Origin of the sequence: Lysobacter sp. Root494 (assembly GCF_001427225.1) — a bacterium.
GTDB lineage: Bacteria > Pseudomonadota > Gammaproteobacteria > Xanthomonadales > Xanthomonadaceae > Agrilutibacter.
Genome location: NZ_LMFH01000007.1, coordinates 27804 through 48222 on the forward strand (window position 1 = coordinate 27804; position 20419 = coordinate 48222).

General features: G+C 67.1%; 15 protein-coding genes. 14 read left to right on the forward strand and 1 reads right to left on the reverse strand.

The window, feature by feature from the left end; translation table 11 throughout:
• Positions 1–108 precede the first annotated feature (108 nt).
• The 14 genes from ASD14_RS11365 (at position 109) to thrC (ending at position 16927) form a co-directional block, all read left to right on the forward strand.
• Positions 109–1887, forward strand: coding sequence for a dihydroxy-acid dehydratase (locus tag ASD14_RS11365; RefSeq protein ID WP_056133630.1), 1779 nt, complete (start codon positions 109–111; stop codon positions 1885–1887).
• Between the two features lie 31 nt (positions 1888–1918).
• Positions 1919–2947, forward strand: coding sequence for a ketol-acid reductoisomerase (ilvC, locus tag ASD14_RS11370; RefSeq protein WP_082538934.1), 1029 nt, complete (start codon positions 1919–1921; stop codon positions 2945–2947).
• Positions 2947–4689, forward strand: a complete 1743-nt coding sequence (gene ilvG, locus ASD14_RS11375; protein ID WP_056133636.1) for an acetolactate synthase 2 catalytic subunit — start codon at positions 2947–2949, stop codon at positions 4687–4689. The genes ilvC and ilvG overlap by 1 nt, the downstream gene beginning before the upstream one ends.
• Positions 4673–4909, forward strand: a complete 237-nt coding sequence (locus ASD14_RS11380; protein WP_056133638.1) for an ACT domain-containing protein — start codon at positions 4673–4675, stop codon at positions 4907–4909. The genes ilvG and ASD14_RS11380 overlap by 17 nt, the downstream gene beginning before the upstream one ends.
• The gene (locus tag ASD14_RS11385; RefSeq protein WP_056133642.1) at positions 4900–5838 is read left to right on the forward strand and encodes an aminotransferase class IV; all 939 of its coding nucleotides are present in this window, start codon (positions 4900–4902) and stop codon (positions 5836–5838) included. The genes ASD14_RS11380 and ASD14_RS11385 overlap by 10 nt, the downstream gene beginning before the upstream one ends.
• Positions 5839–5840: 2 nt before the next feature.
• On the forward strand, positions 5841–6986 hold the full coding sequence (locus ASD14_RS11390; RefSeq protein ID WP_082538935.1) for a threonine dehydratase: 1146 nt from the start codon (positions 5841–5843) through the stop codon (positions 6984–6986).
• 44 nt (positions 6987–7030) lie between these two features.
• On the forward strand, positions 7031–8566 hold the full coding sequence (locus ASD14_RS11395; protein WP_056134420.1) for a 2-isopropylmalate synthase: 1536 nt from the start codon (positions 7031–7033) through the stop codon (positions 8564–8566).
• Between the two features lie 172 nt (positions 8567–8738).
• On the forward strand, positions 8739–10172 hold the full coding sequence (gene leuC / locus ASD14_RS11400; protein WP_157475313.1) for a 3-isopropylmalate dehydratase large subunit: 1434 nt from the start codon (positions 8739–8741) through the stop codon (positions 10170–10172).
• Positions 10172–10798: a 3-isopropylmalate dehydratase small subunit gene (leuD, locus tag ASD14_RS11405; protein ID WP_056133649.1), complete on the forward strand. Its 627-nt coding sequence runs from the start codon at positions 10172–10174 to the stop codon at positions 10796–10798. Before leuC ends, leuD begins: the two co-directional genes overlap by 1 nt.
• Positions 10788–11876 (forward strand): 3-isopropylmalate dehydrogenase, encoded by a 1089-nt coding sequence (leuB, locus tag ASD14_RS11410; RefSeq protein ID WP_056133651.1) that lies wholly within the window; start codon positions 10788–10790, stop codon positions 11874–11876. Before leuD ends, leuB begins: the two co-directional genes overlap by 11 nt.
• A gap of 59 nt (positions 11877–11935) precedes the next feature.
• Positions 11936–12073: a hypothetical protein gene (locus tag ASD14_RS16115; protein ID WP_157475315.1), complete on the forward strand. Its 138-nt coding sequence runs from the start codon at positions 11936–11938 to the stop codon at positions 12071–12073.
• Between the two features lie 80 nt (positions 12074–12153).
• Positions 12154–14664: a bifunctional aspartate kinase/homoserine dehydrogenase I gene (gene thrA, locus ASD14_RS11415; RefSeq protein WP_082538936.1), complete on the forward strand. Its 2511-nt coding sequence runs from the start codon at positions 12154–12156 to the stop codon at positions 14662–14664.
• Positions 14665–14711: 47 nt separating this feature from the next.
• On the forward strand, positions 14712–15644 hold the full coding sequence (locus ASD14_RS11420) for a homoserine kinase (protein ID WP_056133654.1): 933 nt from the start codon (positions 14712–14714) through the stop codon (positions 15642–15644).
• Positions 15641–16927, forward strand: a complete 1287-nt coding sequence (gene thrC / locus ASD14_RS11425; protein ID WP_056133657.1) for a threonine synthase — start codon at positions 15641–15643, stop codon at positions 16925–16927. Before ASD14_RS11420 ends, thrC begins: the two co-directional genes overlap by 4 nt.
• Before the next feature lie 144 nt (positions 16928–17071).
• On the opposite strand, the gene ASD14_RS11430 is transcribed toward thrC, so the two are convergent.
• A complete protein-coding gene (locus ASD14_RS11430) occupies positions 17072–20281 on the reverse strand; it encodes an efflux RND transporter permease subunit (RefSeq protein WP_056133660.1) in 3210 nt (1069 codons plus the stop codon).
• Positions 20282–20419: the final 138 nt, after the last annotated feature.

Below are 20419 nucleotides of genomic sequence, written 5' to 3' on the forward strand. Positions count from 1 at the left end.
AGTAGCACCACCAAACCCAGGTCTAGAAACACCGACCCCGCGCCTGAGAAGGCGCGGGGTTTTTCGTTTCTACGGCCTGACTATCCGATCCACAGGAATGTTCAGAACGTGAGAAGCAACGCCATCAAGCAAGGTCCCGCCCGCGCTCCCGCCCGCGCCATGCTGCGCGCGACGGGACTCGACGACGCGGCGATCGCCAAGCCGCTGGTCGCCGTCGTGCACACGTGGTCCGACGTTTCGCCGTGCAATATCACGCTGCGCGACCTAGCGCAGAACGTGCGCGAAGGCGTGATCGCGGGCGGCGGCACGCCGATCGAGTTCAACACGATCGCGGTCACCGACGGCATCGCGATGGGTTCGGAAGGCATGCGCTCGTCGCTGGCTTCGCGCGAAACCATTGCCGATTCGATCGAGCTGGCGGTCAACGGCCACTGCCTCGACGCGGTGGTGATGCTGGTCGGTTGCGACAAGACCATTCCCGCCGCGGCAATGGCGGCGGCGCGACTGAACATCCCGACCGTGATCCTCTACGGCGGCACGATCATGCCGGGCCATTGCCCGAAGCGCGCCGCGGCGAACGCGAAAGCTGCAGATGAAGATCGCGCGCTTACCGTGCAGGACGTCTTCGAAGCCGTGGGCGCGCACGCCGCCGGAAAGATCGACGACGCCGAACTGCACCAGATCGAATCGCATGCCTGTCCCGGCGCGGGAGCCTGCGGCGGTCAGTTCACCGCCAACACGATGGCGATGGCGCTGACCTTCCTCGGCCTGTCGCCACTGCAGCTCAACGACATTCCCGCCATCCATGCCGACAAGCCCGCCGCCGCGCGCGCCTGCGGCGAGATGGTGATGCAACGCTTGCGCTTTGGCGGCCCGAAACCGCGCGACATTCTCTCCCCCGTCGCGTTGCGCAACGCGGCGCGCGCGGTTTCGGCCACCGCCGGTTCCACCAACGCGGCATTGCACCTGCTGGCGATCGCGCATGAAGCAGGGGTCGCCTTCGACTTGGAAGAGTTCGAAGCCGCGGCGCAAACGCCGGTCATCGCCGACCTGAAACCCGGCGGACGCTACACCGCCGCGGAAATGTTCCAGCAAGGCGGTACGGCATTGGTGGCGCGCGAACTACGGGCGGCCGGTCTGATCGAGGATATTCCGACGGTTACGGGCCGCAGCTTTTTCGAGGAGCTCGACGACGTTCCCGCGCCGGCTTCGCAGGACGTCGTGCGCCCGGTCGCTTCGCCGATCAAGCCGCGCGGCGGCTACTCGATCCTCTACGGCAGCCTCGCGCCCGAGGGCTGCATTCTCAAGCTCGCCGGCCATGGTCGCGAACACTTCGAAGGCCCGGCGCGCGTGTTCGATTCGGAAGAAGCCGCGTTCGCCGCGGTGCAGGCGCGAAGGATCGACGCGGGCGACGTGGTCGTGATCCGCTTCGAGGGCCCTGCCGGCGGTCCCGGCATGCGCGAGATGCTCGCGGTCACCGCCGCGCTCGTTGGCCAAGGCCTCGGCAACGATGTCGCGCTGATCACCGACGGCCGCTTCAGCGGTGCGACGCACGGTTTCATGATCGGCCACATCGCGCCGGAAGCCGCGCGCGGCGGCCCCATCGCGAAGCTACGCGAAGGCGACATAGTGCGCATCGATGTCGCGCAACGGCGCATCGATGTCGACGCCAATCTCGCGACCCGTCCCGCCGTGCGCATCGCGCCGCGTGTCACCACCGGCGTGCTCGCGAAGTACGCGCGCGATGTCGGTTCCGCTTCGCGCGGTGCCGTGACCGCGCCTGGCCCGCTGGACGCAAGGCGCACCGCAACGCCCGCCGACACCGACTTCGCCGCCGCATCCGCACCCACCGATGCCGACACGGACATCGAACTGATCCTCGTCTGACTTCAACCTCTCACTGAACCACCACCAGGACATCACCATGACCACCGCACAAAAACCCCGCGTCGCGATCGTCGGTTACGGCAGCCAGGGCCGCGCGCATGCACTCAACCTGCGCGACTCCGGCTTCGACGTGACCGTCGGCCTGCGCCCGGGCGGTCCGACCGAGTTGAAGGCGAAAGCCGACGGGTTCACCGTGAAGACGCCCGCCGAGGCAGTGAAGGACGCGCAACTCGTCGCCGTGCTCACGCCGGACATGGTGCAGCCGCAGCTGTACGGCGAAGTCATCGAGCCGAACATCGCCAAGGGCGCATGCCTGCTGTTCGCGCACGGCTTCAACGTGCATTACGGCCAGATCACCCCGCGCGAAGACCTCGATGTCGTGCTGGTCGCACCGAAGGGGCCGGGCGCGCTGGTTCGTCGCGAATACGAAATCGGCCGCGGCGTGCCATCGGTCTACGCGGTGCACCAGGATCGCAGCGGTAACGCGGAAGCGCTCGCGCTGACCTACTGCGCCGGTATCGGCGGCGCGCGCCAGAACGCGATCAAGACCACCTTCAAGGAAGAGACCGAAACCGATCTCTTCGGCGAACAGGCCGTGCTGTGCGGCGGCGCTACGAAGCTGGTTCAGGCCGGCTGGGAAACGCTGGTCGAAGCCGGCTACCAGCCGGAAGTCGCCTACTACGAGTGCCTGCACGAACTGAAGCTGATCGTCGACCTGTTCTACGAAGGCGGCATCACCCGCATGCACGAGTTCATCAGCGAGACCGCGCAGTACGGCGCGCTCACCCGCGGCAACTACGTCGTCGACGAAAACACCCGCGCGCAGATGAAGAAAGTGCTCACCGAGATCCAGGACGGCACCTTCGCGCGCCAGTGGATCGCCGAGTACGCCGCGGGCAACGCCAACTACAGGGCGCTGAAGCAGGCCGACCTCGACCATCCGATCGAAGCGGTCGGCAAGAAGCTGCGCGCGAACATGAAGTGGCTCGCGGCGTCGCAGGCCGCACCGGCGAAGCCGGCCGTCACTGCCGAAGCGCAAGCGCAGACCGAGGCCGCGTGATGAACGGCGCTCGCTGGCTGGTGCAGGCTCTTGTCGCGGAAGGCGTCGACACGCTGTTCGGTTATCCGGGCGGCGCGATCATGCCGTTCTACGACGCTCTGCATGGCGTAACGGAACTCAAGCACGTTCTGGTACGCCATGAGCAGGGCGCGGCGTTCGCCGCGAACGGTTATGCACGGGCCAGCGGGCGCGTCGGTGTATGCGTGGCGACGTCCGGTCCCGGCGCGTCGAACCTCGTCACCGGCATCGCCGATGCGATGCTCGACTCAGTGCCGATGGTGGTCATCACCGGCCAGGTCGCGACCACGCTGATGGGCACCGACGCGTTCCAGGAACTGGACGTGTTCGGCATGACGCTGCCGATGGTGAAGCACAGCTTCATCGCGCGCCGCGTCGAGGATCTCCCACGCATCGTCGGCGAGGCGTTCCGGTTGGCGCGCGAAGGCCGCCCCGGCCCGGTCCTGATCGATTTCCCGAAGGACGTGCAGATCGCCGATGCGTCGAAGCTGCCGGCGCATGTCCCGTCCCCGATCGATGCAGTCGAAGCTCCCATGGATGCTTCGCTGCATGCCGCGCTCGCGCTGATCTCGCAGGCGCACAAGCCGGTGGTCTACGGCGGCGGCGGCATCGCGCTGGGGAATGCGATGCAGGCGTTCCGCACCTTCGTCGATGCGACGCAGATCCCGACGGTGCTGACGCTGAAGGGCCTGGGCGCACTGGCGGCGCAGCATCCGCTCAACCTCGGCATGCTCGGCATGCACGGCTCGCGCGCGGCGAATCTTGCCGTGCAGGAAAGCGACTTGCTGATCGTGGTCGGTGCCCGCTTCGACGATCGAGCCACGGGCAAGCTCGCCGAGTTCGCACCGAACGCGCGCGTCGTGCACATGGATCTCGACGCCTGCGAAATCAGCAAGCTGCGCCACGCCGATGCCGGTGTGCGTGGCGACATCGCCACCACGCTGACCAAGCTCACCCTGCCCTGCGCCGCGCACCTGCACGGGCGCAATGGCGTGGCGCGTCGCGCATGGCGAGCGCAATGCCAGGAACGCGCGCGCGAGTTCGCCGCGCGCTACGACGCGCCGGGCGAAACCGTTTACGCGCCGGCGCTGCTCAAGCGCCTGTCCGAACTCGCGCCCGATGCCGTGGTGGCTTGCGACGTCGGCCAGCATCAGATGTGGGTCGCGCAGCACTGGCGCCTCGACGATCCGCGCAAGCACCTGACGTCCGGCGCACTCGGCGCGATGGGCTTCGGCTTGCCCGCGGCGATCGGCGCCCAAATGCAGAACCCGGACGCGCGGGTGTTCTGCGTCAGCGGCGATGGTTCGTTCCTGATGAACGTGCAGGAGCTCGCCACGCTGCGCCGCTACAACCTGCCGGTGAAGATCGTGCTGCTCGACAACCAGGCACTCGGCATGGTGCGGCAGTGGCAGGAACTGTTCTTCGAGCGCCGCTATTCCGAGATCGATCTCTCCGATAACCCCGACTTCGTCGCGGTTGCGCAGGCATTCGGCATTGAAGCGTTGCACGTCGAACGCGCCGACGAGGTCGAAGGCGCGCTGCAGGCATTGCTCGATGCGAAAGGTCCCGCGCTGCTGCACGTTGCCATCGACACCGCGGCGAACGTGTGGCCGCTGGTTCCGCCGAACCGCAACAACGCCGAGATGCTCGACCCACAGGCCGAAACCTCTGCCGCTGCAACCCCCACCCACCCCCAGGAGGCCTCCCATGCGCTACCAGCTTGATCTCACCCTGCGCCACGCCGAAGGCGCCCTGGCCCGTGTACTGGGCACCGCCGAACGCCGCGGCTTCTCACCCGTCAGCGTCGATGGCGAAGCGCAACCCGACGGCGACCGCTGGCACCTGCGCATGACGGTCGAAGGCGAACGCGCGCCCGAATCACTGCAGCAGCAGTTGTCGAAGCTGTACGACTGTCTCGCGGTCGAGGTGTCGCCATGCCGCTGAACGACGCGGTGCTGGACGAAGCGGCGGCCCCGCAGGTTCGCGAGGCCGAAGAAGGCCCGCGCACGGAGTCGCCGCAGGTCTGGTTCGACGGCCGCTTCATCGATGCCGGCAGCAACGGCGCGCCGCTGACCACGCACGCGATGCATTACGGCAGCGGCGTGTTCGAAGGCATCCGCGCGTACGCGACGGCCGACGGCGGCAGCGCGGTGTTCCGCCTGCCCGAACACCTGGAGCGCATGCGCAAGGGTTGCGAACTGCTCGGCATTCCCTTCGACCCCGCCGAAGCGACCGAAGCGACGCTGCAGGTCCTGCGCCGAAACCGCCATCGCGATGCCTACGTGCGTCCGCTGGCGTGGTGCGGCACCGGTTCGATCGGCCTCGACACCGCGCCGCTGAGCAAGCACCTGATGGTAGCGACATTCGCGACCAACGTGCACCTGGCCGGCGTGCAGGTGAAGCTGGGCACCTCATCGTGGCGCCGCAATCCGTCGACCTCGCTGCCGCCGCTCAAGCTGTGCGGCGCCTACGTCAATTCCATCCTGGCCAAGCACGAAGCCAGGCAGCGCGGCTTCAACGAGGCGCTGTTCGTCGACGACCAGGGGCGCGTGGTCGAGTGCACGGGCGCGAACGTGTTCATGGTCCGCGACGGCCGCATCACCGCGGTCGAACACCGCGACGCACTGGCCGGCATCACCCGCGACACCGTGATCGCACTCACCGGCGCATCCGCGCGCCCTGTTCGCCATGACGAACTGCTCGATGCTGACGAGGTGTTCGTCGTCGGCACCGCCGCGGAAGTCACGCCGGTAGACGAACTCGACGACCGCCGCTTCGACAATCATCTCGTCTCACGCGAAGTCGCACGCGAATACCAGCGCGTGGTGCGCGGCGAAAGCGCCCGCCATGCCCATTGGCTGGCGCGGGTCTGAGCATGGACAGCGACGTAGCAGGCTCCGTATCCGTCACCGCCGCCGATGTCCTGGCGGCGCAGGCGCGGCTGCGTCGTTACCTCAATCCGACTCCACTGCACTACGCCGAGCGCTTCGGCTGCTGGCTGAAACTGGAGAACCTGCAGCGCACCGGTTCGTACAAGGTGCGTGGCGCGATGAATGCACTGCTGGCCGCGCGCGAACGCGGCGATCTGCGTCCGACCATTGCCGCGTCCGCAGGCAATCACGCTCAGGGCCTGGCGTGGTCCGCCTATCGCCTGGGCATGCAGGCAATCACGGTGATGCCGCGCTGCGCGCCGGAAACCAAGATCGCCGGCGTGGCCCACTGGGGCGCCACGGTGCGCCTGCACGGCGACAGCTACGACGAAGCGAAAGCCTTTGCCGCCGAACTCGCCGCGCAGAACAACTACCGCCTGCTCTCTGCCTTCGACGATCCCGACGTGATCGCGGGCCAAGGCACCGTCGGCTTGGAAATGGCGTCGCTGATGCCGGACGTGGTGCTGGTGCCGATCGGCGGCGGCGGTCTCGCTTCCGGCGTCGTCCTTGCATTGAAATCGCAGGGCGTGCGCGTGGTCGGCGCGCAGGTGGAGAACGTCGATTCGATGGCCCGCGCACTGCGCGGCGACTTCAGCGTCCGCGAACCCGCCGCGACGCTGGCCGATGGCGTGCGCGTAAAGGAACCCGGAACGCTGACGCAACGCGTGCTGAGCGAACTGCTTGACGACGTGGTGATCGTGCGCGAAGCCGAACTGCGCGAAACGCTGGTGCGCCTGGCACTGGAAGAACACGTGATCGCCGAAGGCGCTGGCGCGCTCGCACTGGCCGCGGGGCGCCGCGTTGCGGGGAAACGCAAATGCGCGGTGGTGTCCGGTGGCAATGTCGATGCCGGCGTGCTGGCGAAGCTGCTGTGCGACGTGCGGCCCAGGCCGCCACGCAAGCCACGGCGTCGCGTGCAGGAAGCCGTTGTCGTGGAATTCACTCCCGTATTGGACGAGGCGGCCGCGAAAGCCGGCGTGCAGGCGCGACTTAGACCGGCTGCCGCGATCGCCATCGCCGCAGCCTCGCTTCGCACCACTGCCGTCCTTCCCGCAGCCGTACCCGCGCTTTCCGAGGAACTCCTCACGTGACCAATGCCCATCCCAGCGATGTAGCGCGCAGCGCGCCGTCGGCCATCCGCCCCGCTCCAATCAGGATTTTCGACACCACCCTGCGCGACGGCGAGCAGTCGCCCGGCTTCACCATGAACGCAACGCAGAAGATCCTGTTCGCGCACGCGGTGGAAGACCTCGGCGTCGACGTGATCGAAGCCGGCTTCCCCAACAGCTCGCCCGCCGACTTCAACGCGGTGCAGACCATCGCGCGCGAGGTTCGCGCGGCAAGCATTGCTGCATTGGCACGCTGCCATCCCGCAGACATCGAGGCGTGCGCAAGCGCGCTGCAGCCCGCCGCCAGGCCGCGCATCCATACCTTCATTTCCACCAGTCCCCTGCATCGCCAGCACAAGCTCAACATGAGCCGCGAGCAGGTGATCGAGCACACGATCATGGGCGTGTCGCTGGCGCGCAAGCACGTCGACGACGTCGAGTTCTCGGCCGAGGACGCACTGCGAACCGAGCGCGAATTCCTGGTGGAGGTCTTCAATGCAGCGGTCGAAGCCGGCGCGCGCACGCTCAACGTGCCCGACACCGTCGGCTACACGACGCCCGCGGAGATTCGCGCGTTGTTCGAGTACCTGCGTGCCAACGTGAAGAACGCGGAGAACGTCGTGTTCAGCGCGCATTGCCACAACGACCTGGGCCTGGCCGTCGCCAACTCGCTGGCCGCGGTCGAAGGCGGTGCGCGCCAGGTCGAATGCACAATCAATGGCATCGGCGAACGCGCTGGCAACGCGGCGCTGGAAGAGCTGGTGATGGCGCTGAAGGTGCGCCGCGCCTACTACAACGCCGACACGCGCATCGACACGCGCCGTCTGCTGCCGACCTCGCGCCTGCTTTCGCGCATCACCGGCAACCAGGTGCAGCGCAACAAGGCGATCGTGGGCGCAAATGCTTTCGCGCACGAGTCGGGCATCCACCAGCACGGCATGCTCAAGAACCGCGACACCTACGAAATCATGCGGCCGCAGGACGTGGGCTGGGAGGATTCGCAGCTGGTGCTGGGTCGCCACAGCGGCCGCGCCGCGGTCGCCAATCGCCTGCGTCATCTGGGTTACGTGCTCGACGACGCACAGCTCGACCAGGTGATCGCCGAAGCGAAGGCGCTGACGCAGACACAGCACGTGATCAGCGACCGCGACCTGCAGCGGCTGGTCGAAGGCGAGCAGTTCGGCCCCGGCTGGCGCGTGTCCGCGCTGAGCCTCACCGACTACGGCCAGCGCACGCGCGCGCACGTCGATCTGTCCGATCCCGATGGCCGCCACGTGATCCACAGCGCGGAAGGCGAAGGGCCGGTGGCCGCGTTGTTCGCTGCACTCGCGCAGGCGACCGGCGTCGATTTCGTGCTGGAAAGCTACGAGGTGCACAGCATGGGCGTCGGCGCGGATGCGCGCGGCGAAGCCAACCTGAGCGCGCGCATCGACGATGAGGTGATGACGGGTCAGGGCACCAGTCGCGACGTTCTCGAGGCGAGCGCGGTGGCGTGGCTGGATGTGGCGAATCGCGTGCTGCGTGGTGTGAAGGTGCAGCCGCGAGTGGCCGTAAGCGCATGAATCTCCCGCTCGCGGTTGTCCTCGCTCGTCATTCCTGCGAAAGCAGGAATCCAGCGACTTTTCCTTTGCTCGCTTCTTCGGGCGGGCAAGATCAGGACAACCGCGAAAGGCACTGGATTCCTGCTTTTGCAGGAATGACGAACAAGAGCAAAGACAAGAACAAGGCGAAGCAATACACATGAGCCCCAAAACCCTCTTCGACAAACTGTGGAACGCCCACCTGGTCGCGCCGGAAACCGACACCGCGCCCGGTGTTCTCTACATCGACCTGCACCTGATCCACGAAGTCACCTCGCCGCAGGCCTTCACCGAACTCGATGCGCGCGGCCTGAAGCTGCGCCGGCCCGAGCTCACCAAGGCCACCCTCGACCACTCCACGCCGACGCTGCCCGCCGGCGTGGATGGCGTGCTGCCCTACGCGAACGACGAAGCGCGCAAGCAGGTGCAGACGCTGCGCGAGAACTGCGCGCGCTTCGGCGTCGAGCTGTTCGACTTCGACAGCGCGCACCGCGGCATCGTCCACGTGATCGGTCCCGAGCTGGGCCTGACGCAGCCGGGCATGACGATCGTGTGCGGCGACAGCCACACCGCCACGCACGGTGCGTTCGGCGCGCTCGCGTTCGGCATCGGCACCAGCGAAGTCGGCCACGTCATGGCGACCCAGTGCCTGTTGCAGCGCAAGCCGAAGACGCTGGCGATCACCGTCGACGGCGAACTCGGCCCTGGCGTGACCGCGAAGGACCTGATCCTGCACGTGATCGGCGTGATCGGCGTCAACGGTGGCACCGGCCATGTCATCGAATACCGCGGCTCGGCCATTCGCGCATTGTCGATGGACGAACGAATGACCGTCTGCAACATGTCGATCGAAGCCGGCGCGCGCGCGGGCCTGATCGCACCCGATGAAATCACCTTCGAGTACCTGCGTGGCCGACCGCGCGTGCCGCAAGGTGCCGACTTCGACGCCGCGGTCGCACGCTGGAGCGAATTCCGCAGCGACGACGGCGCGGTCTTCGATCGCGAAGTACGCATCGATGCGCGCGACATCAAGCCGACGATCACCTGGGGCACGCATCCCGGGCAGGTCGCCGCACTCGACGGCCACGTGCCGGCCAACGACGACAGCGACGAAGCCAAGGCGCGCCAGTACATGGGTTGGGAAGCCGGTGTCGCGGTCGCCGGACGCGCGGTCGACGTGGTCTTTATCGGCAGCTGCACCAACTCGCGCCTGAGCGACCTGCGTGCGGCGGCGGAGGTTCTCCGCAACCATCGCGTGCATCCGCGCGTGCGCATGCTGGTGGTGCCCGGCTCCGAACAGGTGAAACGCGATGCGGAGGCGGAAGGCATCGATCGCATCGTGCGGGCCGCCGGCGCCGAGTGGCGTGAGCCGGGCTGCTCGATGTGCATTGCGATGAACGGCGACCTAGTGGGACCTGGACAACTCGCGGTATCGACCAGCAACCGCAACTTCGAGGGCCGCCAGGGTAAGGGAGCGCGCACGGTACTCGCTTCGCCGGTGACGGCCGCGGTGTGCGCAGTAACGGGCGAGATCACCGATCCACGCGAGTTCCTTAAAGCACAGTCCGTGCAGACGGAGGCCGCGTGATGGAATCCATCAGGACTCTTGTTTCGCGCACCGTCGTTCTGCGCGAACGCAACATCGACACCGACCAGATCATTCCCGCTCGCTTCCTGACCACCACGGAGCGCAAGGGCCTCGGCAAATATGCCTTCCACGACTGGCGTGCGCTGCCGGACGGCTCGCCCAATCCGGAATTCCCGTTCAACCGGCCTGAAAACGCCGGAGCGCACATCATCGTCGCCGGCCGCAACTTCGGTTGCGGCTCCTCGCGCGAACACGCGCCGTGGGCGCTGCTCGACCTCGGCGTACGCGCGGTGATCAGCAGCGAGATCGCCGACATCTTCCGCAGCAACGCGCTGAAGAACGGCTTGCTGCCGATCGTGCTCGACGAGGCGATCGTCGACGGACTGCTCGAACAGCCCGGCATCGAACTCGCCATCGACGTCGCCACGCGCAGCGTCACGCTGCCCGACGGCCGCAGCTTCCAGTTCCCGCTCGATTCGTTTGCCCAGACCTGCCTGCTCGAAGGCGTGGACCAGCTCGGTTACCTGCTGAAGCAGACCGATGCGATCGCCGCGTACGAGCAGTCGCGCTTCGCTCAAGCCAATGCACAGAACAACGCAACCCCGGAGCTCCAACATGCACGCTGACATCGTCGTCATGCCCGGCGACGGCATCGGTCCGGAAGTCACCGCCGCTGCGGTCGACGTCCTGCGCGCCGTCGCGATCCGTTATGGCCACAGCTTCCGCTTCGAGGAAAAGCTGATCGGTGGCGCCGCCATCGACGCTGCCGGCAACGCGCTTCCCGATGACACGGTCGCCGCCGCGCAACGCGCCGATGCGGTGTTGCTTGGCGCCGTCGGCGGCCCAAAGTGGTCGGATCCGAAGGCGAGCGTGCGCCCCGAACAAGGCCTGCTCGCGATCCGCAAAGCGCTCGGTCTATACGCCAACCTGCGTCCGGTGAAGCCGCACGCCGTCGCGCTCGGCGCATCGCCGATAAAGCCACACCTGTTGCAGGGTGTGGACCTGGTCGTGGTGCGCGAACTCACCGGCGGCATCTACTTCGGCCAGAAGCAGCGCACTGCGGACCGTGCAAGCGACCTGTGCGAATACAGCGTCGCCGAAATCAAGCGCGTCGTTCGCCACGCCTGCCGCCTCGCCCTGCAGCGCAGCGGCCGGCTGACCTCGGTCGACAAGGCCAACGTGCTGGAAACCTCGCGCTTGTGGCGCGAGGTGACCACACAGGTCGTGCACGACGAATTCCCCGACGTGACGCTGGAACACCAGCTCGTCGATTCGATGGCGATGCACCTGATCGCCAAGCCGCGCGAGTACGACGTGATCGTCACCGAGAACATGTTCGGCGACATCCTCACCGACGAAGCCTCGATGCTCGCGGGCTCGTTGGGCCTGCTGCCTTCGGCATCGCTGGGCGAAGGAAGCGTCGGCCTGTACGAACCGATCCACGGTTCCGCGCCCGACATCGCCGGCAGGGGCGTCGCCAATCCCTACGCCGCGATCCTCAGCGCGGCGATGCTGCTGCGACATTCGCTGGGATTGGACGCCGAAGCGGCGTGCGTCGAACGTGCCGTGCACGGCGCGCTGGAAGCTGGCTTCCTCACCGCCGATCTTGCTCTCGGGAAACCAGCGGTCGGCACACAGGCGGCCACCGCCGCGGTCATCGAGCAACTGCAGTTGCCCTGCCAGGTACCCGAGTTGCGCGACTGACTGGTTTCATCGCAAACATCATTTGACATTGCCGCAAGCGCCCCGTTATCACTGAACCCATGCACGACGCTTCCGCCCACGCCAACCTGATTCGCAGCATCGCTGCGACATCGGCCGTGCGCGCGATTACCACCACCCGCATTACGACCACCGGTACCGGTACCAGGTGGCGGATGCGGCTGGGCGTCGTGGACTGAGATCCAACACCCACCCCGCATCCGGTCCGGATGCGGGGAAACCCCTTCCGGCTGCTGCGGGGCTTACCAAGGAGCCCTGTATGTCCATTGCCGTCAGCGCAGCACCCGAGGCGAAACTGCCCGCCCCTGCGCCCGCCTCCGTCTGCCATGCGCACAAGTTCGGCGGCAGCAGCCTTGCCAACGCCGAGCGGTTTCGCAGCGTGGCCACGTTGCTCCGCGACGAATCCGCATCGCGAGTCGTCGTGGTCTCGGCGATGCAGGGCGTCACCGATGCGTTGACCGTTCTTGCCAATGCCGTGCTGGAAAAACAGGCGTGGGAGGACGCGTTCCGCAGCCTGCGCGAACGCCACCTGTCCACTGCGCGCGAACTCGATCGCGATAACGCGCACGGACTCGCGGCATGGCTGGAAATCGAATTCGCCACGCTGCATGCGGCCCTCGCGGTGCCATCGCGCAAACCCGAATGGTTCGCCGTGATCCAGGGCCTGGGCGAAGTCTGGTCTTCGCGCCTGCTGCACGCGGCACTGGGCGCGGATGCAGGCGAATGGGCCGTGCTGGATGCGCGCGACGTACTCGAAGTGCATGCCGGCGAACTCGGTGTCGGCGTCGACTGGAACGGCAGCCGCGCGCGGTTATCCGCGTGGCGCACCGCGCACCCGCAGGACAACGTGATCGTCACCGGTTTCGTCGCGCGCAATGGCAACGGCGCGATCACCACGCTCGGACGCAACGGCAGCGACTACTCGGCGGCGATCTTCGCGGTGCTGTTCGACGCGCGCGAACTCACGATCTGGACCGACGTCGACGGCGTGCTCAGCGCCGATCCGCGGCTGGTACCCGATGCGGTGTGCCTGGCTTCGATGTCGTACGCGGAAGCCTGCGAACTCGCCTATTTCGGCGCGAAGGTGCTGCATCCGCAGACCATGGCACCGGCGATGCAGGCCGGCTTGCCGATCCGCATCCGCAACACGCTGCGGCCGGAAGCACCGGGCACGCTGATCGCCGAGCACTCCGATCCCGCGGCTTCGCCGGTGAAGGGACTGACGCTCGTCTCCGACATGGCGCTGCTCGAACTCACCGGCGCGGGCCTGATCGGCGTGCCAGGCACCGCCGAACGCATGTTCGCGGCGCTGCACACGGCGAGCGTGTCGGTCACGATGATTTCGCAGGGTTCATCCGAACACTCGATCTGCTGCGTGCTGCGCGCCGAGCAGGCCGAACGCGGGCGCATGGCCGTACAGGCGGCGTTCCGCGAGGCGATCGCCGATGGCCAGGTGGAAGGCGTGCGCATCACGCCTGGTATCGCGGTGCTGGCGGCGGTCGGCGACGGCATGGTTGGCACGCCCGGCGTTTCCGCGCGGCTCTTCGCCGGACTCGCACAGGCACGCGTCAACATCCGTGCGATCGCGCAGGGCGCGAGCGAACGCAACATCTCGGTGGCGATTGCCGCGGACGACGCCACGCGCGGTTTGCGTGCCGCCCATTCGGCGTTCTGGCTGTCGCCGCAGACCCTGTCGGTCGGCGTCATCGGGCCGGGCAATGTCGGCCGCGCGTTGCTTGCGCAGCTTGCGCAATCCGCTTCGCGTTACGGCGGTGCGCTGCAGATCGGCGGCAATGGCCTCGACCTGCGCCTGCGTGCGATCGCCAATAGCCGGTGCATGCATCTCGCACCGCGCAAGCTGGATCCGGCCGAAGCGGTAGAAGCGCTCGAACTCGGCGAACCGCTCGACTACGCACGCTTCGCCGCGCACGTCCGCGCCGAGCACCTTCCGCACGCGATGATCGTCGACTGCAGCGGCAGCGACGCCGTCGCCGCGCACTATCCCGAATGGCTCGCTGCCGGCATCCACGTGGTCACGCCGAACAAGCAGGCCGGTTCCGGACCGATCGAGCGTTATCGCGCGATCCGTGAAGCGACGAAACACGGCGGCCACTTCCGCTATGAAGCCACGGTCGGCGCGGGCCTGCCGGTGATCCAGACGCTGCGCAGCCAGCTCGACACCGGCGACGAACTCACAGAAGTCGAAGGCGTGTTCTCCGGCACGCTGGCGTGGCTGTTCAACCGTTTCGACGGCACGGTGCCGTTCTCGCGGCTGGTGGGCGAGGCGCGTGCACTGGGTTACACCGAACCCGATCCGCGCGATGACCTCTCCGGGACAGATGTAGCGCGCAAGCTGGTGATCCTCGCGCGCGAAGCCGGGCGCGAACTGTCGCTGGAAGACGTCGACATCGAGAGCCTGGTTCCGCCCGCGTTGCGCGAAGTCAGCCGCGACGAATTCCTCGCCCGCCTGGTCGAACTCGACGCACCGCTGCAGGCGCGATTCGAAGCCGCACAACGCGAAGGCCGTGCGTTGCGTTATCTCGCCCGCCTCGATCGCGAAGGCCGCGCAACGGTCGGCCTGGTCTCGCCCGAACCCGGCCACGCCAGCCTGCACAGCCAGCTGACCGACAACCTCGTGGTGTTCCGTACGCGCCGTTACGCGAGCAATCCGCTGGTGGTGCAAGGACCCGGCGCGGGCCCCGAGGTGACGGCTGCCGGCGTGTTCGGCGATATCCTCGCCATTGCGCAGGCGCTGGGGGCGCGTCCATGAGCGTCGCCCTCGCCCCTCCTTCCGCTTCCACTTTCCCGACCGCCGCCATGACCGCAGGAAAAGCCACCGCCTTCGCGCCCGCCAGCGTGGGCAATATCGGAGTCGGCTTCGACCTGCTCGGGCACACCATTACCGGGCCGGGCGATCGTGCGCAGGTAATGCGCATCAACGAGCCGGTGGTACGCATCACCCTGATCGAAGGCGATGTGGAAGGCGCCTCGCAGCTTCCACTGGAAGCCGCGCTCAACACCGCCGGACGCGCACTGATGGAACTGCGCGAGCGACACGGCATAGCGCACGGATTCGAACTGCGCCTGCACAAGGGCATTCCGCTCGGCTCGGGCCTGGGCGGCTCGGCGGCATCGTGCGTGGCGGCGCTGGTCGCCGCGAATGCCGTCCTGGACGCGCCACTGACGCGCGACGAGCTGTATCCGCTCGCGCTGATCGGCGAAGCCGTCGCCAGCGGCAGCGTGCACGGCGACAACGTCGCACCGATGCTGTTCGGAGGCGTGGTGCTGGCCACGCCGACGCGCGCGATTCCGCTGTCCGCGCCAGAACTGTATTGCGCCGCGGTGCATCCTCATTTCGTGCTGGAGACGCGCAAGGCGCGCGCAGCGCTGGCCGCGTCGTATGCGATCGGCGAATTCGTGCAGCAGAGCGAGTACCTCGCGCTGTTCCTCACCGGCCTGGCACGCGGCGATCGCGAACTGATAGCCGCAGGCCTCCGTGATGGCCTAGTCGAACCGCGGCGCGCGGCGCTGATTCCAGGGTTCGCGGAGGTGAAGGCCGCCGCGCTCGCGCACGGCGCACTCGGTGCAAGCATCTCCGGGGCGGGGCCGACGGTATTCGGCTGGTTCAACACCGCTGACGAAGCTTCGTGGGCCGCGCATGCGATGCAGGTCGGGTTCGCCGGCGCGGGGCTCGAAAGCGACGTCTATGTGTCGCCGGTCAACGGCCCGCGCGCAGAGGTCGTGGCGTGAAGTTCACCAGCACGCGAGGCGGCATCGAACCGACATCGCTCGATCTCGCGCTGGCAGCGGGACTCGCGCGCGATGGCGGTCTGTATGTGCCCGAATCGGTGCCGGTGAGCGAAACGAAGCAGGCCGAAGCGACGCTGGCGCAGACGGCGACAGCGCTGCTGGAGCCGTATTTCGTGGAATCGCGATTGCGCGAGGCATTGCCTGCGATTTGCGAAGATGCCTTCGATTTTCAGGCCCCGCTGCGGCCACTCGCCTCGGACAATGCGTGGCTGCTCGAGTTGTTCCATGGGCCCACCGCTGCGTTCAAGGATTACGCCGCGCGCTTCCTCGCCGGATCGCTGGCACGCCTGCGCGATCCCGCTGCCGCACCGACGACGATTCTCGTGGCGACGTCGGGCGACACCGGCGCCGCCGTGGGCGCCGCCTTCCATCGCCGCCCCGGCTTCAACGTGGTGATCCTGTATCCGCACGGACGCGTTTCGCCGCGACAGGCGCACGGACTGGAATGCTTCGGCGACAACGTGCGTGCGTTCCGTGTCGACGGCAGCTTCGACGACTGCCAGCGCATGGTGAAGCAGGCGCTCGGCGACGAGTCGCTGCGGGCACGCGTGCCGTTGAGCTCGGCCAACAGCATCAGCCTGGGCCGGTTGCTGCCGCAGATGGCGTACTACGCGCACAACGCACTGGCATTCCATGCGGATCGCGGCGAGAAGCTCAACTTCATCGTGCCCACGGGCAACCTCGGTAATGCGCTGGCGTGCTGGCTGGCGCGACGAATGGGGCTGCCGATCGGCGACATCGTGCTCGGCAGTAATGCCAACGACGTGCTGCCGCGCTACTTCGCCGGCGATGAGTACGTACCACGGCCCAGCGTGGCCACGCTGGCCAACGCGATGGACGTCGGCGCACCGAGCAACTTCGAGCGCCTGCGCTGGTGGCATCGCGACGATGCCGAACTGCGCGCCGCAATGCGCGCCTTCCGCGTGGATGACGCGATGATCCGCGAGACGATCCGGCAGGCGCCGCAGCGCCATGGTGTCATCCCCTGCCCGCATACGGCGGTGGGCCTGCGCGTGCTGGAGCAGTTGCGGGATGCAGGCGATCCGAAGCCGTGGGCCGTCGTTGCCACGGCGCATCCGGCGAAGTTCGACAGCATCGTCGAGCCGCTGGTCGGGCGTGCGGTGGAACCGCCACCGGCGCTTGCCGCATGGCTGGCCCGGCCAGCACATGCCGAACCGCTCGACGCGAGCTACGACGCGCTGCGCGCCATGCTCGCTTCGTAGCGTGCGTTTCGCGCACGTTGCATGACACGGCCATTGCGTCGGCGCGCACGAATACGCCGGCCGCAAGGGCTACGAAGGTGCGGCGGGCCACCCGAGAGTCCGGGAGGGGGAGAGAGCCTGCGGATGGCCCGCCGCGAAGCAGAGTCAGGGGTTGCCGTGCTCCATGGCGTGCTGCGGCGCGCTGTATTCCCCTGCAGCCGCAGGTTCTTCGCGGCGCACCCTGAACCACGCCGCATACAACGCCGGCAGGAACAGCAGCGTCAGCACGGTCGCGACGATCAGGCCGCCCATGATCGCCACCGCCATCGGTCCGAAAAACGCGCTGCGGGTGAGCGGGATCATTGCCAGCACGGCGGCGAGCGCGGTCAGCACGATCGGACGGAAGCGGCGCACCGTGGCTTCGATGATCGAATGCCAGCGGTCGTTGCCCGCCTTGATGTCGTGCTCGATCTGGTCGACCAGGATCACCGAGTTGCGCATGATCATGCCTGCGAGCGCGATCGTGCCGAGCATGGCGACGAAGCCGAACGGCACGCGGAATACCAGCAGGAACAACGTCACGCCGATCAGCCCCAGCGGCGCGGTGAGCAGCACCAGCATCGTGCGCGAGAAGCTGCGCAGCTGCAGCATCAGCAGCGTGATCACCGCCAGCAGGAACAGCGGCATGCCGGCGTTGATCGAGTTCTGTCCGCGCGCCGAGTCCTCCACGGCCCCGCCGGTTTCCAGCAGGTAGCCTTCCGGCAGTTTCGCGCGAACGCCTTCAAGCGTCGGCAGTATCTGCGCGACGACGGTAGGTGCGGTGAGCTTGTTGCGGATATCGGCGCGCACGGTCACGGTCGGCAGGCGGTCACGATGCCAGATCACGCCGTCCTCGAACACGTACTCGAGCTTGGCGATCTGCGACAACGGCACCGGCCCGTTCGCCGTCGGCACGGCGAGACTGCCGAGCAGGTCCAGGCGCGCGCGCTCGTCGTCCGGACCCCGCATCAGCATCTCGACGAGCTCGTTGCCCTCCCGGTACGTGCTGACGCGCAAGCCGGACAGCGAACCGGAGAGGAAGCGAGCGACTTCGGCCGAACTCACCCCCAGCGCGCGGGCGCGATCCTGGTCGATCACCAGCTTCACCACCTTGCTGGGCTCATCCCAGTCGAGATTGACGTTGGCGACGTTCGGGTTCTCGCGGACCTTGGCCTCGACCTGCTTGGCCAGCGCGCGAACGCGATCGATGTGCTCGCCTGAGACGCGGAACTGCACCGGATAGCCCACCGGCGGTCCATTCTCCAGACGCGTCACGCGCAACTGCAGTTCGGGGAACTGCGGCGCGACTTCGTTGGTGAACCAGTCGCGCAGTTCCTCGCGCGCTTCGATGTCCTTCGCACGTACGACGAACTGGGTGAAATTGGCCTGCGGCAGTTGCTGGTCGAGCGGCAGATAGAAGCGCGGCGATCCGGTGCCGACATAGGCGACGTAGTTGTCGATGTCCTTGCGCTTGGCCAGCAGCGCTTCCAGCTTCTTCGCCTGGGCCTCGGTCTGACGCAGCGATACGCCTTCGGCCAGTTCGACGTCGACCATCAGTTCGACGCGCGTCGAATCGGGGAAGAACTGCTGCGGCACGAAGCGGAACATCAGCACGGACAGCACGAACGCGGCTATCGTCAAACCGATCACCAGCCAGCGGTGGCGCAAGGAGGCATCTAGCAGATTGCGGAAGCCGACATAAAAGCGCGTCGCATACGGATCGTGCGCATGGGCGTGCGGCGCCGGGGGCGCGAGCACGCTCGCCAGCGCCGGCCAACGATCGGCTGCGCGCGTGCGAAGGGCATTCCAGCGCGCGCCCAGCGAACCCGGCTTCGGCGCCTGCGGCTTGTGCAGGTCCGGCAGCATCCGATCGCCGAGATACGGAATGAAGAGCACCGCGGCGATCCACGACACGATCAATGCGATCGTCACCACCTGGAAGAGTGATCGCGTGTATTCGCCGGTGCTCGACGCGGCCGTCGCGATCGGCAGGAAGCCGGCCGCGGTGACCAGCGTGCCGGTAAGCATCGGGAACGCGGTGTTTTCGTAGGCGAAGCTCGCGGCCTTCAGGCGCGAGAAGCCCTGCTCCATCTTGATCGCCATCATCTCGACCGCAATGATCGCGTCGTCGACGAGCAGGCCGAGCGCGAGCACCAATGCGCCCAGCGAGATCTTGTGCAGGCCGATGCCGAAGTAGTGCATCACCGCGAAGGTCATCGCGAGCACCAGCGGAATGCTGACCGCGACCACCATGCCGGTGCGGAAGCCGAGCGAGAAGAAGCTCACCAGCAGCACGATCGCCACGGCTTCGGCGAGCACGCGCACGAATTCACCGACGGATTCATGCACCGCGGCGGGCTGGTCGGAGACCTTGCGCAGTTCCATGCCGGCCGGCAGCGATTGCTGCAGGCGCTTGAACTCGGTTTCCAGCGTCTGTCCAAGCTTGAGGATGTCGCCGCCCTGTTTCATCGCGACGGCAATGCCGATCGCGTTCTCGCCCATGAAGCGCATGCGCGGCGCAGCCGGATCACTGAAGCCGCGCGTGATCGTGGCCACGTCGGCGAGCCGGATGGTCCGGCCACCGGCGCGGATCGGAAAATCCCGGATTTCCTCGACCGACTTGAAGCCGCCGGTGATGCGCAGCTGCACGCGATCGGTGGGCGTTTCGAAGAAGCCGGCCGGCACGATCGCGTTCTGCTGCTCGAGCGCATCCTTCACCGCGCTGAGCGGGATGCCGAGCGTCGCCAGCTTGGTGTTGCTGACTTCGATCCAGATCTTCTCGTCCTGCAAACCAACCAGTTCGACCTTGCCGACGTCGGGCGCGCGCTGCAGTTCGAGTTCGACGCGTTCCGCGTAGTCCTTGAGCACCGCATAGTCGAAGCCCTTGCCGGTCAGCGCGTAGATGTTGCCGAAGGTGTCGCCGAACTCGTCGTTGAAGAACGGGCCGATCACGCCTTCGGGCAAGGTCGGGCGGATGTCGCCGACCTTCTTGCGCACCTGGTACCAGACGTCGGGGACTTCCTTTGACGTGAGCGAGTCGCGCGCGATGAAGATCACCTGCGATTCGCCCGGACGCGAGTACGAGCGGATGAACTCGTACTTGCCGGTTTCCATCAGCTCCTTCTCGATGCGCTCGGTGACCTGGCGCGAGACCTCATCGGCGGTCGCGCCCGGCCAGAGGGTGCGCACCACCATCGCCTTGAAGGTGAAGGGCGGGTCTTCCGACTGTCCGAGGTGGCGATACGACCACGCACCAATCAGGGCCAGCAGGAGCATCGCGTAGACAACAAGGGTGCGATTGTTCAGCGCCCACTCGGACAGGTTGAAACGACGCATGGATCAGCGCTCCGGATTCAGAAGTTCCTTCTCCCCGCGCGCGGGGAGAAGGTCGAAGCGGCCGATTAGGCCGCTGAGGGACGGGCAGATGAGGGGCTGCTTTTGCTTATGCCAGCACCCTGCAACGTTCCCCTCATC

Coding starts and splice junctions, on each gene's coding strand:
- ilvG (WP_056133636.1), top strand. CDS start 2,947: ATGAACGGCGCTCGCTGGCTGGTGCAGGCTCTTGTCGCGGAAGGCGTC.
- ASD14_RS11380 (WP_056133638.1), top strand. CDS start 4,673: ATGCGCTACCAGCTTGATCTCACCCTGCGCCACGCCGAAGGCGCCCTG.
- ASD14_RS11385 (WP_056133642.1), top strand. CDS start 4,900: ATGCCGCTGAACGACGCGGTGCTGGACGAAGCGGCGGCCCCGCAGGTT.
- ASD14_RS11390 (WP_082538935.1), top strand. CDS start 5,841: ATGGACAGCGACGTAGCAGGCTCCGTATCCGTCACCGCCGCCGATGTC.
- leuD (WP_056133649.1), top strand. CDS start 10,172: ATGGAATCCATCAGGACTCTTGTTTCGCGCACCGTCGTTCTGCGCGAA.
- leuB (WP_056133651.1), top strand. CDS start 10,788: ATGCACGCTGACATCGTCGTCATGCCCGGCGACGGCATCGGTCCGGAA.
- ASD14_RS16115 (WP_157475315.1), top strand. CDS start 11,936: ATGCACGACGCTTCCGCCCACGCCAACCTGATTCGCAGCATCGCTGCG.
- thrA (WP_082538936.1), top strand. CDS start 12,154: ATGTCCATTGCCGTCAGCGCAGCACCCGAGGCGAAACTGCCCGCCCCT.
- ASD14_RS11420 (WP_056133654.1), top strand. CDS start 14,712: ATGACCGCAGGAAAAGCCACCGCCTTCGCGCCCGCCAGCGTGGGCAAT.
- ASD14_RS11430 (WP_056133660.1), bottom strand. CDS start 20,281: ATGCGTCGTTTCAACCTGTCCGAGTGGGCGCTGAACAATCGCACCCTT.